13 protein-coding genes and 4 tRNA genes are annotated in these 14,818 nt (G+C 44.9%); 13 read left to right on the top strand and 4 right to left on the bottom strand.

The window, feature by feature from the left end; translation table 11 throughout:
* Positions 1-238 precede the first annotated feature (238 nt).
* The 13 genes from flgB (at position 239) to AACQ42_RS17090 (ending at position 14,156) form a co-directional block, all read left to right on the top strand.
* The gene (flgB, locus tag AACQ42_RS17150; RefSeq protein ID WP_013856251.1) at positions 239-634 is read left to right on the top strand and encodes a flagellar basal body rod protein FlgB; all 396 of its coding nucleotides are present in this window, start codon (positions 239-241) and stop codon (positions 632-634) included.
* Between the two features lie 4 nt (positions 635-638).
* Positions 639-1,055 carry a flagellar basal body rod protein FlgC gene (gene flgC, locus AACQ42_RS17145; RefSeq protein WP_010319383.1) on the top strand — a complete coding sequence of 139 codons (417 nt, stop codon included), beginning with the start codon at positions 639-641 and terminating at the stop codon, positions 1,053-1,055.
* Positions 1,056-1,071: 16 nt separating this feature from the next.
* Positions 1,072-1,779: a flagellar hook assembly protein FlgD gene (gene flgD / locus AACQ42_RS17140; RefSeq protein ID WP_013856252.1), complete on the top strand. Its 708-nt coding sequence runs from the start codon at positions 1,072-1,074 to the stop codon at positions 1,777-1,779.
* 43 nt (positions 1,780-1,822) lie between these two features.
* On the top strand, positions 1,823-3,127 hold the full coding sequence (gene flgE / locus AACQ42_RS17135; RefSeq protein ID WP_026027395.1) for a flagellar hook protein FlgE: 1,305 nt from the start codon (positions 1,823-1,825) through the stop codon (positions 3,125-3,127).
* A 198-nt stretch (positions 3,128-3,325) separates the two neighbouring features.
* Entirely contained in the window at positions 3,326-4,075 is a 750-nt protein-coding gene (flgF, locus tag AACQ42_RS17130; protein ID WP_026027903.1) for a flagellar basal-body rod protein FlgF, read from the top strand.
* 21 nt (positions 4,076-4,096) lie between these two features.
* Positions 4,097-4,885: a flagellar basal-body rod protein FlgG gene (gene flgG / locus AACQ42_RS17125; protein ID WP_010319379.1), complete on the top strand. Its 789-nt coding sequence runs from the start codon at positions 4,097-4,099 to the stop codon at positions 4,883-4,885.
* Between the two features lie 23 nt (positions 4,886-4,908).
* Positions 4,909-5,688, top strand: coding sequence for a flagellar basal body L-ring protein FlgH (gene flgH, locus AACQ42_RS17120; RefSeq protein ID WP_013856255.1), 780 nt, complete (start codon positions 4,909-4,911; stop codon positions 5,686-5,688).
* Between the two features lie 47 nt (positions 5,689-5,735).
* The gene (locus AACQ42_RS17115; protein WP_013856256.1) at positions 5,736-6,827 is read left to right on the top strand and encodes a flagellar basal body P-ring protein FlgI; all 1,092 of its coding nucleotides are present in this window, start codon (positions 5,736-5,738) and stop codon (positions 6,825-6,827) included.
* A 9-nt stretch (positions 6,828-6,836) separates the two neighbouring features.
* A complete protein-coding gene (gene flgJ / locus AACQ42_RS17110; protein ID WP_094166219.1) occupies positions 6,837-7,760 on the top strand; it encodes a flagellar assembly peptidoglycan hydrolase FlgJ in 924 nt (307 codons plus the stop codon).
* Positions 7,761-7,902: 142 nt separating this feature from the next.
* Positions 7,903-9,777 carry a flagellar hook-associated protein FlgK gene (flgK, locus tag AACQ42_RS17105; RefSeq protein ID WP_094166218.1) on the top strand — a complete coding sequence of 625 codons (1,875 nt, stop codon included), beginning with the start codon at positions 7,903-7,905 and terminating at the stop codon, positions 9,775-9,777.
* A gap of 10 nt (positions 9,778-9,787) precedes the next feature.
* Positions 9,788-10,981 carry a flagellar hook-associated protein FlgL gene (flgL, locus tag AACQ42_RS17100; RefSeq protein WP_013856259.1) on the top strand — a complete coding sequence of 398 codons (1,194 nt, stop codon included), beginning with the start codon at positions 9,788-9,790 and terminating at the stop codon, positions 10,979-10,981.
* A 395-nt stretch (positions 10,982-11,376) separates the two neighbouring features.
* Positions 11,377-12,516 carry a flagellin gene (locus AACQ42_RS17095; RefSeq protein ID WP_017045944.1) on the top strand — a complete coding sequence of 380 codons (1,140 nt, stop codon included), beginning with the start codon at positions 11,377-11,379 and terminating at the stop codon, positions 12,514-12,516.
* 506 nt (positions 12,517-13,022) lie between these two features.
* A complete protein-coding gene (locus tag AACQ42_RS17090; RefSeq protein ID WP_094166217.1) occupies positions 13,023-14,156 on the top strand; it encodes a flagellin in 1,134 nt (377 codons plus the stop codon).
* Between the two features lie 169 nt (positions 14,157-14,325).
* On the opposite strand, the gene AACQ42_RS17085 is transcribed toward AACQ42_RS17090, so the two are convergent.
* From AACQ42_RS17085 to AACQ42_RS17070, 4 genes are all read right to left on the bottom strand, one after another.
* Positions 14,326-14,410, bottom strand: a tRNA-Leu gene (locus AACQ42_RS17085).
* Between the two features lie 52 nt (positions 14,411-14,462).
* Positions 14,463-14,539: transfer RNA gene (locus AACQ42_RS17080), tRNA-Met, on the bottom strand.
* Positions 14,540-14,550: 11 nt separating this feature from the next.
* Positions 14,551-14,635 (bottom strand) — tRNA-Leu (locus AACQ42_RS17075).
* Positions 14,636-14,715: 80 nt separating this feature from the next.
* Positions 14,716-14,790, bottom strand: a tRNA-Gln gene (locus AACQ42_RS17070).
* Positions 14,791-14,818 lie beyond the last annotated feature (28 nt).

Raw genomic sequence — 14,818 nt, 5'->3', positions numbered from 1 at the left:
TACTTTTAGTTACTTGCCCAGCTTTTGCTGGGCTTTTTCTTTCCCTTAATTTCGTTTTGATTGGTGAGATTTACTGAAGTTGTGGGCGACAAGTGGATAAAGCGGCGTATATTTTGCTTACATTTCGACGGATTCTTATTTAGATAAAATTGTTGTAAACACGGTTCGTTTTTTAAGTTGGTACGTTAATTGCTTTTAATATGAGTAATAACAGTCAGTTTTTAGTGTAGAGGCAAACATGGCTATTTCTTTTGATAACGCATTAGGTATTCACCAACACACGGTTGGTGTACGTGAGCGCAATGCTGAGGTGATTTCCACCAATATTGCACAGGCGAACACACCGGGCTTTAAAGCAAAAGGAATGGACTTTCAAAAAGCATTGCAGGCGGCAAGTTCAGGGGCAAGCATTGGTCTTAGCCGTACGGATGGTCGGCATATATCTGCCTCCACGAAAGTAACTGGCGAGAGTCTCTATCGAATTCCGACTCAACCTGATACGGGTGATGGCAACACGGTGGACGTAGATTTAGAGCGTAACTTGTTTATGCAAAACCAGATCAGACACCAAGCTTCACTGGACTTCTTAGGAAGTAAATTCAAGAACTTAACGAAAGCAATCAAAGGGGAATAAGTAGATGAGCTTATTTAATGTGTTCAATGTGACTGGTTCTGCAATGAGTGCTGAATCTGTTCGTCTAAATACGACCTCAAGTAACTTAGCCAATGCGGATAGTGTGAGTAGTTCGGCGAAAGATACTTACAAAGCGCGTCACGCGGTGTTTGGTGCAGAGTTAAGTAAAGCGCGTTATAACCGTGATCATAATGTACCTGTAAAAGTATTAGGTATTGTTGAAAGCGATAAACCGCTTAACGCAGAATATAACCCAGATCACCCACTTGCTAACGATGAAGGCTATATTTACAAGCCTAATGTCAATGTGATGGAAGAGATGGCTAACATGATTTCGGCTTCTCGTTCTTATCAAACGAACGTGCAGGTGGCTGATGCAAGTAAACAAATGCTGCTGCGCACGCTGCAGATGGGTCAATAGGATAAGGAGGTAGCGTATGGCCGGAATAAATAACATTGGTCAAAGCGGCTTGTCTTATATTGACCAGCTGAAAAGTCTTCAAGACCAAAAGAAAACAGAAGAGACAACGGGGAAGCAAGATCTTAAACAAGAAGACTTCCTATCGTTACTCACCAAACAACTGGCTCAGCAAGATCCTTTTAAACCGGTCAGTAATGACCAGATGATTGCCCAAATGGCGTCATTTGCCACAGTTGATGGTATCGGCAAAATGAACACTCAGTTTGAGAGTCTCAACTCGTCGATGACATCCAACCAAGCTCTACAGGCTTCATCACTGGTTGGCCGTGATGTGTTAGTACCGGGAGCGGCAGGGATCAAAAAAGAGGGTGCTGGGATGGCTGCGATGGTCAAACTTCCTCAAAGTTTAGAGAACTTGTTTGTCCGAATAGAGAATGAAGCTGGACAATTGGTTCGTACCTTTGATGTCGGGGCTAAATCAGCCGGTGATAATCGCGTTGAATGGGACGGTAACGATCAAAACGGTAATCCATTGCCGGGCGGCAAATACCAAGTGAAAGCTTCGGGTTTGCTCGATGGAGAAAGCAAGGAGTTTGCGGTATCGACTTACGCAAACGTCAATAGCGTTCTGCTGGGTAAAGGTGATGGTAACGTACTGCTCAATCTGGCTGGATTTACATCGCCAGTTAAACTTGCTGAAGTACTAGAAGTTGGCAAAGCGTAACTCTTTATAGAGTAGATATGCTAGCTAGATAGGAGATTTTGGAATGTCGTATATATCATTAAGCGGTTTATCCGCAGCTCAGTTAGATCTGAACACCACCAGTAACAACATTGCTAACGCGAATACCTTTGGTTTTAAAGAGTCGCGTGCTGAGTTTGGTGATGTTTACTCAACCTCATTGTTTACCAACTCCAAAACGACTCCAGGTCAAGGTGTTCAGGCGAACAAAGTGGCACAACAATTTCACGAAGGTTCCAGTATTTATACTAATAACCCGATGGACTTGCGCGTTGCGGGAACGGGGTTCTTTGCGGTTGCGAAAGATAAGCTGACGCCTCAACAAAATGAGTTGACCAGAAATGGTGCTTTCCACCTCGATAAAAATGATTACATGGTAACGTCAAATGACGAGTTTTTACTTGGCTATGATGTTAACCCTGATACTGGTGATGTTCTTTCGTATGAGCCAAAACCTATCAATATTCCTGCTCAGTTTGGTAAACCTAAACAGACAGCCAATGTTGAACTTGGCGCGAACTTGCCAGCTAATGGTAAGTTAAAAGACCCAACCTTGTTTGATATTACTGATCCTGAGACGTACAACCGTACCACCTCATCTACGATCTACGATTCGATGGGTCAGCCTTATAAGTTGACATCCTATTACCTCAAAGATCAGACGCAAGCTAACACATGGCAAACCTATTACACCGTGACGGATAAAACGGGTGAGAAACCGATCAATGTAGTTGGTGGTGATGCCACTACGCCGACGGGTCATATTGGGCATACCATGAAGTTTAATAATGATGGTACGCTAGCTAGCATGAATAATGGTCAGCAAATTGTAACCGAGCCTTTAGGTTTGGGGGCAAACCCAGTTGAACTCAACGGTGCGGATGCTAACCAAACATTGTCGTTCAGTCTCGATTCGGCTACGCAATTTGCCGCTCCATTTGAGTTGACTAAATTTGTACAAGATGGCGCAACCACGGGCTTTTTGACGAAGATCGATTTCGATGAAAATGGCAGTGTGCTAGCCACTTACTCAAATGGTCAAAATACCATTCTAGGACGTGTGGGGCTTGTCCGCGTAGCCAATGAACAAGGCTTAGATAAAAAAGGCGGTACGCAGTGGGATTCGACTCAATTCTCCGGTGATAAAATTTGGGGTGAATCAAACAAAGGCTCATTTGGTACCATCAGCAATGGTGTTATTGAACAATCCAACATTGATATGACTCAAGAGCTGGTGGATCTTATCTCTGCTCAGCGTAACTTCCAAGCGAACTCGCGTGCGCTTGAAGTTCACAACCAGCTACAACAAAACATACTGCAGATCCGTTAATTCTTTTAACGTCATCCAATGGCAATACCAAGTTAGCGGCAATGTTAGCTTGGTATTGTTGCCATCTGTTCGCGGCAATCTTCGTTATATCCTCCCTGTTTTTTGTTCAATTACATTTAACCTATTGATTTTTAGTTTAAATATAAGTTGGCACGTCAATTGCTTTTAATGATCGAACGATGATTATTGGAGCAGATTATGGATCGCGCACTGTTTCTCGCCATGAGTGGCGCAAAGCAAAACATGCAAGCCATGCAATTAAGAGCGAACAATTTAGCAAACGTCAGTACCACGGGGTTCCGTGCTGATTTGGCGCAAGCTCGCTCAATGCAAGCTTATGGCGAAGGGTTACCGAGCCGCGTGTTTAGCATGACAGAACGTCCGGGACATAATTTTGCGCAAGGCAGTGTCATTACCACAGGGCGCGATCTCGATATCACCATTCAAGGTGACGGTTGGATTTCCATGATGGATAAAACCGGCAAAGAGGGGTTAACCCGTAGTGGCAACCTAAGCATTGACCAAAATGGCATGCTCATAAATGGTAGCGGCCATCTAGTGCTAGATGGAACGGGCGCGCCAATCACTCTACCTATTCCATTGAGTAAAGTAGAAATCGGTAATGACGGTACTATTTCCGTTCGTCCGCAAGGCGCTCCAGCCGATGCGATGGAAGTGGTAGGCCGAATTAAACTGGTTCGCCCCAATAATCAATCCCTATACAAAGATACGAATGGTTTATTTCGTGCTAAAGATCCTAATGCAGCATTCGAAGCAGATGCTAGCGTAAAGCTATTAAAAGGTGCGCTGGAAGGCAGTAATGTCAATGCGGTGGGTGAGATGACTAGCTTGATTGAGCTACAACGTCAATTTGAAATGCAAGTCAAAATGATGAGCACCGCAGAAGAGATGGACAAATCGTCCGACTCATTACTTCGTATGAGCTGATAAGCGTTAAAGGAGATTACTATGCAACCTGCATTATGGGTAAGTAAAACCGGGCTTGATGCCCAACAAACCAATATTGCCACTATCTCAAACAACCTAGCGAACGCCTCGACTATTGGTTTTAAAAAGGGTCGCGCGGTATTTGAAGATCTGTTTTATCAAAATATTAATCAACCGGGCGGTCAATCTTCGCAAAATACCAAACTGCCAAGCGGTTTGATGCTTGGTGCGGGTTCTAAAGTCGTGGCAACACAAAAAGTGCATACCCACGGCAACGTACAAACCACGACCAATAGCCTCGATATGATGATTGAAGGTGACGGCTTTTTCCAAATCCTGATGCCAGATGGCAATATCGCTTATAGCCGAAATGGTCAATTTACCCTCAACGACGAAGGGGCGATTGTGACGTCCGGTGCTGGATATAATTTAGAGCCGGAAATTGTTATTCCACCTGATGCAATCTCTATTACTGTCGGTAATGATGGTGAAGTGTCAGTTAGGCTTCGTGGCCAGCAAAATAACCAAGTGGTTGGACAAATTACCACGGTTGATTTTATCAACCCAGGCGGTCTAGAGCCGATTGGTCAAAACTTGTATCTACCGACCGGTGCTAGTGGTGATCCACAAGAAGGGGTGCCAGGGCTTGACGGCCTCGGTGATGTTCGTCAATCCATGCTTGAAACCTCTAACGTGAACGTCACAGAAGAGTTGGTCAACATGATTGAAGCGCAACGCGTTTACGAAATGAACTCAAAAGTCATCTCAGCAGTCGATAAGATGATGAGTTTTGTGAACCAACAACTCTAATCATTAACTAAGAGAATGCTGCGATGAAACGTCTATTGAGTCTTGTATTTGTTACTGCTTTGTCTGGTTGCTCGTTAATGCCGCCACCGGTCGATACTCCTGAAGTGGTTCAAGGTACAACCGTGGTGGACGCGGTTGAAGGGGATAAGTCTGCAGAAGAAGGTTCTGGTTTACTGGACTCAATGCGTAAGCGTTCCGATCCCGTAGCCGGTGATCCTGCTTGGGCTCCCATTCATCCAAAACAGAAACCGGAACATTATGCCGCGGAAACTGGTTCACTGTTTAATTTGGCACAAATGAACAGTCTTTATGATGATTCAAAACCGCGTGGCATTGGCGATATTATTACCGTCAATCTTGATGAAAGTACTAAAGCGGCCAAGAGTGCTGATGCGGATCTATCCAAATCCAATGATGCGTCTATGGATCCACTCGCTGTCGGCGGTAAAGATCTCACTGTGGGTGATTATAATTTCTCTTATGCGTTGAAAAATGACAACAAGTTCAATGGCAGTTCTGCAGCCAACCAAAGTAACAGTATTTCTGGTTCGATCACGGTTGAAGTGATTGAAGTACTCGCCAACGGCAACTTAGTCATCCGTGGTGAAAAATGGCTCACACTGAACACTGGCGATGAATACATTCGCTTAAGCGGTACCATTCGTCCCGATGATATCGACTTTGACAACACCATTGCTTCTACTCGTATTTCTAATGCACGCATCCAATATTCAGGCACAGGCACCAATCAAGATATGCAAGAACCTGGATTCTTGGCACGATTCTTTAATGTCTCTCTGTAACGCCGGAGTTCTGGCGTAAAGAAACGTAGAAATTAAGGTACTAGACCATGAAAAAATTCACCCTGCTTGTTTTAAGTCTGTTGCTCATCGCAACCCATGCACAAGCGGCCCGTATCAAAGATGTCTCTCAAGTTGCGGGCGTGCGGAGTAACCAATTAGTGGGTTATGGTCTAGTTACTGGGCTACCGGGAACGGGCGAATCGACACCGTTCACCGACCAAAGTTTTAACGCCATGTTGCAAAATTTCGGCATTCAATTGCCGCCGGGCACTAAACCGAAAACAAAGAACGTTGCCGCCGTGATTGTCACGGCCGAATTGCCGGCGTTTTCCAAGCAAGGTCAAAGTGTCGATGTCACCGTTTCTTCGATTGGCTCTGCTAAAAGTTTACGTGGCGGCACTCTAATGCAAACCTTCCTTAAGGGGTTGGATGGTCAAATTTACGCCGTGGCCCAAGGTAATTTAGTGGTCAGTGGTTTTAGTGCCACCGGTGCTGATGGTTCTAAAATTGTCGGCAATAACCCAACGGTTGGTCTGATTTCAGGCGGTGCTATGGTGGAACGCGAAGTACCAACACCTTTTAGCCGTGGCGATTTTATTACCTTCAATTTGCTTGAATCTGACTTCACCACGGCGCAACGTATGGCAGATGCAGTGAATAACTTCCTAGGCCCAGAGATGGCGACCGCGGTTGATGCAACGTCAGTACGTATCCGTGCACCGCGAGATGTTGGGCAGCGCGTCGCGTTTCTTTCTGCAATCGAAAATGTTGAGTTTGATCCTGCTGATGGCTCAGCCAAAATTATTGTCAATTCACGAACTGGCACCATTGTTGTCGGCCAGCATGTGCGCTTAAAACCTGCTGCGGTGACGCACGGTGGTATGACTGTTGCCATTAAAGAGAATTTGAATGTCAGTCAGCCCAATGCGTTAGCGGGTGGTCAGACAGCTGTGGTGCCTAATAGCCAAATAGAAGTGTCTGAAGCACAAGGTAAAATGTTTAAATTTGAACCGGGTTTGACCTTGGATGATTTAGTGCGCGCGGTCAACGAAGTGGGAGCAGCCCCTTCAGATTTGATGGCGATTTTGCAAGCATTGAAACAAGCTGGCGCGATTGAAGGCCAACTGATCATTATCTAGGAGAGGAAGATGGTTAATAATCCCAATGATATTGGCTTTATTCATGATATTGCTAGCTTAGATAAGCTACGTCAGCAAGCAAAAACCGGTGATAAAGAAGGCGAGTCAGCGGCGCTCAAGGCCGCAGCCAAACAGTTTGAAGCGATTTTTACCTCAATGTTGTTCAAATCGATGCGCGACGCCAATGCTGATTTTAAATCTGAGATGTTCAACAGCCAAAACGAAGATTTCTATCGGCAAATGCTTGATGAACAAATGTCGAGCGAGCTCAGTGCCTCCGGTTCTTTAGGGCTTGCCGATATGATTGTGGCGCAGCTCAGTCAGGCTAACGGCACCTCGAAAAACGATCCAGCAATAACCAACCCGACGCAAGATGGTTTCCAAGAAGCCATGCGCCGTATAGAACGCAGTAACAACCGCCGCCTCTCAACGCAAGAGACGATCGAACCTAGCAAGGCCGAATCGAGTCGATTTGATTCGCCGCAAGCGTTTGTGGCTTCAATGAAACCTTATGCTGAAAAAGCAGCGCGGGCATTAGGTGTTGACTCTTCACTGCTACTTGCTCAAGCGGCATTAGAAACCGGATGGGGACAAAAAGTTGTTCAAAATGCTCGTGGTAGCAGTAATAACTTATTCAACATCAAAGCGGATAAAAGTTGGTTAGGTGAGAAAGTGGCGACGCAAACTCTTGAATATCATGATAATACACCCGTGATGGAAAAAGCGGCGTTCCGTTCTTATGGAAATTATCAAGACAGTTTTAATGACTATGTTCGTTTTCTCAATGACAATCCGCGCTACACCGTGGCGCTGAACCATAATGGCAGCGATGAGTCTTTCATTCGTGGCCTGCACGCTGCTGGTTACGCGACGGACCCGTACTATGCTGAAAAAGTGCTGAGAGTAAAATCTCAAATTGAAGCAATGGAATAACCCCTCTAAAGCCAGCCTTGCTGGCTTTTATCTTTCCTTTATTTTGTCTAATCTCTTCTTTGAAACTCCTTTGGCATACATATTGCAATTACTAACTTAGATATTCAGTAACCACTGATTTGATTAGGTTTTCGGGGGCAGTATGGCGTCGGATCTTCTGAATCTAGGTACCCAAAGTGTACTTACCGCTCAGAGACAACTCAGCACCACAGGTCATAACATTTCTAATGTTAATACAGAAGGTTACAGCCGTCAGTCTGTGATCCAAGGGACCAATACGCCTCGCCAATATGGTGGTGAAACCTACGGTATGGGCGTACATGTGGAAAAAGTTCGCCGCTCATGGGATCAATTTGCCGTTAATGAATTAAACCTATCTACCACCAGCTTTTCCTTTAAGCGTGACGACGAAGAAAATTTAGACATGCTTTCAAAGTTATTGTCGTCAGTGGCCTCGAAAAAAATCCCTGAAAACTTAAACGAATGGTTTGATGCGATTAAAACCCTCGCCGACAGCCCGAATGATGTAGGTGCGCGTAAAGTTGTACTTGAGAAAGCGGATCTGATCACTCAAAACATGAATGATTTTCACGAGAACATTCGCCGCCAATCTGATGCGACCAACAAAGGGCTAGATGTTGCCGTTGAGCGTATTAACCAATTGGCGCTTGAGCTGCGAGATTTACAACGCTTAATGATGCGTACTCCTGGTCCTCACAATGACTTAATGGACCAGCATGAAAAATTGGTGGCTGAGTTGTCTGAATACACCAAGGTCACCGTGACGCCACGTAAAAATGCTGAAGGGTTTAACATCCATATCGGGAGCGGGCACACGCTCGTCTCAGGTACAGAAGCCAGCCAAATGAAGATGGTTGATGGTTATCCTGATGTGAGTCAGCGCCGCTTGGCCATGATTGAAGGCAAAGGGATCAAGACCATTACCACTGAGGATATTGGCGGTAAGTTAAGTGCGCTGTTTACGATGCGAGATAAGCACATTCCTTACTTAATGGATGAACTTGGCCGCATGGCAACATCTTTCTCTTATGAAGTTAACAAATTGCAATTACAAGGCTTGGACTTACGTGGCAATGTAGGAAGAGCGTTGTTTACGGATGTGAACTCTGAAGTCAATGCCCGCTCGCGAGCGATCATCGCTGGCAATTCAAAAGCCGATATGGCGGTCTATATCGAAGATACTTCAGCGTTGAAAAGTGGTGAATACTCCCTACAGTACAACGGCAGCAATTATACCGTATTAAAGCCAACGGGCGAGCGGGTTAACGTTCCGGTCGTTGGCAGCAGTTTATTTTTAGATGGAATGCGAGTTGAGATTCGCAACGCCCCTCAAGCAGGGGAGCGCATATTGCTGCGTCCAACGCGTAATGGTGCCGCTATTATGAAAATGGCGACCAACGATCCGACAGCCATTGCCGCACAAAGTTATGAAGCCTCCACCACTTTTGCCCAAGGGCAGGCAAAATTTAATATTTTATCGGCAGGTGGGTTGCGTGAATTTGAAGTGGTGATCTCACCAACGGGCGATCAATTTGCGGTCACGGATACCAAAGGCAACGTGCTGCTAGAACCACAGGCCTACCCACCATCGAATTCGATTACTGTGCTTGGTACAACGTTTGAATTGACGGCTGGCGCGCTACCCAATGATAAATTTACGGCAAACCTTGTCCCCTCAGAAGGTGATAACGGCAATTTACGTAAGATGCAGCAAATTCAAACGGAGAAAAAACTCAATGGCGGTGAAACGACCGTGCTCGGGGTTTATCACGATCTCAATACTGATTTTGGTTTGCAGCTGGCCACCGCGTCACGCTTAAGTGACGTGGCCAGGCTTGAAAAAGAGTCAGCGCAGGAGCGCATTGCGTCCATTTCCGGAGTCAACCTTGATGAGGAAGCCGCGAACATGATGAAGTTCCAACAAGCTTATATGGCTTCCTCACGCATCATGCAGGTGGCTAATGATACTTTCAACACGATTTTGCAGCTGAGATAGGAGGCGATAAATGTTAACCAGAATATCGAGCTTCCATAACTATCAATCGGTGCAAAACGATATGCGCCGTCAAGAATCAAAGATCCATCATAACCAAGCGCAGCTAGCGTCAGGTAAAAAGTTGCTTTCGGCCAGCGATAGTCCATTAGCCACTCATTACATCCAAAAAGTAGGGCAGCAAGAAGAGCAATTACGCCAATATCTTGATGCAATAGTGCTGGTTCGAAACCGCTTAGAACATCAAGAAGTAATCATTGCCAATGCGGAAAGCTCGACCGATGAGGCAAAGCGTACGGTCATGGAAATGATTAACGGCTCATTCTCTCCAGAAGATAGAGAAGCGAAAGCGCGTGAGCTGCAAGAGATGTTCAACAACTTAATTGAACTAGCAAATACGCAAGATGAGTCTGGTAACTACATGTTTGCCGGCACCAAGCCGAAGAATCAGCCATTTTTTAGAGATAATGCCAGTAACGTGACTTATTCCGGCGATGATTATCAGCGCAAAATGCGTATCTCCAACAGCTTAGAGATCCCGTTCAATAATCCGGGTAATAAAGTGTTTATGGAGATTGATAACCCGTTTGGTAACTACGAACCAAACTATCAATTAAACGAAGGTTCAGAGTTACTGCTGGAGCGTGCAACCAATTTAGACTCGAATGATACATCACGCTATACCGTGACGTTTGTTGATATGGCTAACGGCAAATATGGTTACCAATTAGAGAAAGATGGCAGCGTGGTACAGGCCGATGAGTTTGATCCACAAAAAGGCATTCGATATCAAGATCTGACGGTGCACGTAAAAGGGCAAATCTCGAAAGGTGATGTGTTAAGCCTAGAGCCGCGTTCAACCTTTACCTTATTTGATAGCTATAAAGACGCGATTGAGCTCTCGCAAGGCTCCGTATCGGATGCGTCGACGACAGCGAAACTGCATCAAATTACGGAAGAGTTTCATGCCGCCTTTATTCATCTCAATAAAGTGCGTACTGATGTCGGTGCACGCTTGAGCACTTTAGATATTCAACAAGAACAGCATGAAGATTTCAAAATCAGTTTAGCGAAATCAAAAAGTAACTTTGAAGATCTCGATTACGCAGAAGCGGTGATTGAATTTAATGAGAATTCACGTGCGTTGCAGGCTTCACAACTGGCTTTTGGTAAAACGAAAGATTTGACCCTTTTCAACTATATCTAATCTTCAATGCCTTATGTGCTAAGCCATATGCGCGAAGAGTGGAATGTGTTGAAAAATTGGCCTGGAAATTGCTCATCTATTATCGAGAGATAAAGAGGCAATAGAGCGGCAAACGAAAGTGGCAACTCTGTTGCTAACGAGAAAAAACTGGATGCTCACTCACAAAGATAGAATGAATGAATTTCTTCTAAGTGATTAAAAAACAAAGAATATTAATTTTAATATCAGATGTTTTAAAAGTTGGCATACTAATTGAATTGTCTATATCAGAGTTGATACAACAAGTTTTTAAATCGGCAAATAGCGGATTTAGCAAGTTCACGGTCAGTGCTTCCAAATGAGAGTAAAGCTGGCCGCTTCGCAAAAAGCTTGCGAACTCACTAGGAGAGCAAACTATGACCATTACAGTAAATACTAACGTCTCAGCAATGACTGCTCAGCGTTACCTTAATAAAGCGACGGGTGAATTAAATACCTCGATGGAACGTTTATCATCAGGTAATAAAATCAACAGCGCTAAAGATGATGCGGCAGGCTTACAAATTTCAAACCGCTTAACCGCTCAGTCTCGTGGCCTAGATGTGGCAATGCGTAATGCCAACGACGGTATTTCGATTGCTCAGACCGCGGAAGGGGCAATGAATGAGTCGACCAGTATCTTGCAACGTATGCGTGATCTTGCTCTTCAATCAGCAAACGGCACCAACTCGGCGTCAGAGCGACAAGCTTTGGATGAAGAGTCGACCGCATTGCAAGATGAGTTAAACCGTATTGCAGAAACAACCTCATTCGGTGGACGTAAACTGCTCAACGGTTCGTTCGGTGAAGCATCGTTCCAGATTGGTGCGAGCTCAGGTGAGGCGATCATTATGGGGCTTACCAGCATACGTGCTGATGACTTCCGTATGGGTGGCCAATCGTTCCTTGCAGAGCAAGGAAAGGACAAGGATTGGGGAGTGCCAGCGGGTGCGCGTGATTTGAAATTTGAATTCACTACCCAAGCTGGTGAGCTTGTCACTCTCGATGTGTTAGCCAAAGATGGCGATGATATTGAAGAGTTAGCGACTTACATTAATGGTCAAACCGACAAGCTTAAAGCATCGGTTGATCAAGACGGTAAACTGCAAATTTTTGCCGCAGAACCGAATTTACAAGGTGACCTTGCCATCTCTGGTGGTTTGGCAACCGAACTTGGCCTAAACGGTGGGCCGGGCGTTAAGACGACGGTTCAAGATATTGATATCACCTCAGTTGGTGGTTCTCAAAATGCAGTGGGCGTTCTGGATGCTGCGTTGAGATATGTGGATTCACAACGGGCAGAGCTTGGTGCGAAGCAAAACCGTTTAAGCCATAGCATCAACAACTTGGCTAATATCCAAGAGAATGTTGAAGCATCCAACAGTCGAATTAAAGATACAGATTTTGCGAAAGAAACCACGCAAATGACGAAAGCACAGATTCTGCAACAAGCGGGTACCTCGATTCTCGCTCAAGCAAAACAGTTGCCAAATTCTGCAATGTCACTATTGCAGTAATGTTAGGACCCTTCATCCAACAGCTCAGACGTGGGTTAGGTGAAGGAATCCTTGGCAAAGTATGATTATGGCCGAATATAAAGCTCTCTCAAGATGTACCCTGCTTTATAGTCATAGATAATCATGCGCCCCGGTCAGTCGGTAATGTGTTCATTTCTCTGATCTCCACATTGGCTCTGGCTACCAACTAGCCCCGGTTCTCTCAAAGGAAAAGGGGCTTTTCTTTATCTATAACTTCTTGCTCTCATCAATGCTCCTCAATCGCCCGTGAAGCCGACCAATCACGTCAAATCTTTAATGCTATTTTTGTATTTCAGCCAGTTTTGCAGCGTTTATCCCACTTTTAATCGATATTGGTTATTTTTTACGAAATCGTCGTTTTCCCGTTAAAGGATTCCTAACCGCAGTCGCTAATAATAGTACTTTGAGAGAACTACTTGGTTTTCCGAGACGTCGGAAACCGTTTGTCTATGACGCTAAGTCGGAAAATCAATAGGAGAACCACTATGGCGGTTAATGTAAACACTAACGTTTCAGCTATGACAGCACAACGCTACCTAAACAGTGCTAGCAATGCGCAACAGTTATCAATGGAACGTTTATCATCAGGCTTCAAAATTAATAACGCAAAAGATGACGCAGCAGGTTTGCAAATCTCTAACCGTTTGAACGTTCAAAGCAGAGGCTTAGATGTTGCCGTGCGCAACGCAAATGATGGCATTTCAATTGCGCAGACAGCTGAAGGTGCAATGAACGAAACTACCAACATTTTGCAACGTATGCGTGACTTATCTCTACAATCGTCAAATGGTTCGAACTCGAAAGCCGACCGCGTAGCGATTCAAGAAGAGATCACCGCGCTGAATGACGAACTCAACCGTATTGCTGAAACTACATCGTTTGGTGGTAATAAGTTGCTCAATGGTACTTTTGAGACGAAATCATTCCAAATCGGTGCGGATAACGGTGAAGCGGTCATGCTAAGCCTAAATAATATGCGCAGCGACAACGCAATGATGGGCGGTAAGAGTTACCAAGCGGCAAATGGACAAGATAAAGATTGGACCGTTAAAGCGGGTGCTAATGACCTTACCATTACGTTGACTGACAAACGTACTGGCGAGCAAACCATCAACCTAAGTGCAAAAGATGGCGATGACATCGAAGAGTTGGCCACTTACATCAATGGTCAAACCGACATGTTAAAAGCTTCTGTTGACGATGAAGGCAAACTGCAAATCTTTACTGATAGCAACCGTATTGATGGCGTAGCAACCTTTGGTGGCAGCTTAGCGGGTGAACTGAGTTTCCAAGCGGCAAAAGATGTGACAGTCGATACCATTGATGTCACCTCTGTGGGTGGCGCGCAAGAATCAGTTGCCATTGTTGATGCGGCACTGCAATTTGTAGACAGCCATCGTGCTCAACTGGGTGCATTCCAAAACCGTTTCAACCATGCGATTAACAACTTAGATAACATCAACGAAAACGTAAATGCTTCTAAGAGCCGAATCAAAGACACTGATTTTGCGAAAGAAACCACTGCCTTGACTAAATCGCAGATCCTTTCTCAAGCATCAAGCTCAGTGTTGGCACAAGCTAAACAAGCGCCTAATGCTGCTCTTGGTTTGCTTGGTTAAGTCGTTAATTTTTAAATTAAAAATCCAGCTTCGGCTGGATTTTTTTATACCTCATTTCACGTGATCAAAGAATGGATCTGAAAAATGAATCAACGGTTAAACGGGAGGAAAGGATATATTGTTATGAGGCTAATAAAACAAAACCCAGCCTAAGCTGGGTTTGAATTGATGGTGCGGAAGGAGAGACTTGAACTCTCACACCTTACGGCGCCAGAACCTAAATCTGGTGCGTCTACCAATTTCGCCACTTCCGCAACTTGTACTGTAGATAGATTGAACATTGGTTATTCAAACTATCGTTGTAAATGGTGGCTACGACGGGATTCGAACCTGTGACCCCATCATTATGAGTGATGTGCTCTAACCAACTGAGCTACGTAGCCATTTTAAATCATGGTGCGGAAAGAGAGACTTGAACTCTCACACCTTGCGGCGCCAGAACCTAAATCTGGTGCGTCTACCAATTTCGCCATTTCCGCAGCGTATTCTTTAAATAAACCGAGTGTTATTGATTCAGCTTATCTTTTTACGGTCATCTTATCGCTAACTGTACAAATAATGGCAGGGCTACCTGGATTCGAACCAGGGGATGGCGGCATCAAAAGCCGCTGCCTTACCGCTTGGCGATAGCCCTACAAGATGATTGCTCATCTAAATAATGG

The sequence above is a fragment of the Vibrio sp. V12_P9A6T4 genome (assembly GCF_963874835.1).
Lineage (GTDB): Bacteria > Pseudomonadota > Gammaproteobacteria > Enterobacterales > Vibrionaceae > Vibrio > Vibrio anguillarum.
This window is presented reverse-complemented; position numbering and strand designations above follow the sequence as displayed.

Coding starts and splice junctions, on each gene's coding strand:
- flgD (WP_013856252.1), top strand. CDS start 1,072: ATGGCCGGAATAAATAACATTGGTCAAAGCGGCTTGTCTTATATTGAC.
- AACQ42_RS17095 (WP_017045944.1), top strand. CDS start 11,377: ATGACCATTACAGTAAATACTAACGTCTCAGCAATGACTGCTCAGCGT.
- flgL (WP_013856259.1), top strand. CDS start 9,788: ATGTTAACCAGAATATCGAGCTTCCATAACTATCAATCGGTGCAAAAC.
- AACQ42_RS17115 (WP_013856256.1), top strand. CDS start 5,736: ATGAAAAAATTCACCCTGCTTGTTTTAAGTCTGTTGCTCATCGCAACC.
- flgE (WP_026027395.1), top strand. CDS start 1,823: ATGTCGTATATATCATTAAGCGGTTTATCCGCAGCTCAGTTAGATCTG.
- flgJ (WP_094166219.1), top strand. CDS start 6,837: ATGGTTAATAATCCCAATGATATTGGCTTTATTCATGATATTGCTAGC.
- flgB (WP_013856251.1), top strand. CDS start 239: ATGGCTATTTCTTTTGATAACGCATTAGGTATTCACCAACACACGGTT.
- flgF (WP_026027903.1), top strand. CDS start 3,326: ATGGATCGCGCACTGTTTCTCGCCATGAGTGGCGCAAAGCAAAACATG.
- flgG (WP_010319379.1), top strand. CDS start 4,097: ATGCAACCTGCATTATGGGTAAGTAAAACCGGGCTTGATGCCCAACAA.
- flgC (WP_010319383.1), top strand. CDS start 639: ATGAGCTTATTTAATGTGTTCAATGTGACTGGTTCTGCAATGAGTGCT.
- flgH (WP_013856255.1), top strand. CDS start 4,909: ATGAAACGTCTATTGAGTCTTGTATTTGTTACTGCTTTGTCTGGTTGC.
- AACQ42_RS17090 (WP_094166217.1), top strand. CDS start 13,023: ATGGCGGTTAATGTAAACACTAACGTTTCAGCTATGACAGCACAACGC.
- flgK (WP_094166218.1), top strand. CDS start 7,903: ATGGCGTCGGATCTTCTGAATCTAGGTACCCAAAGTGTACTTACCGCT.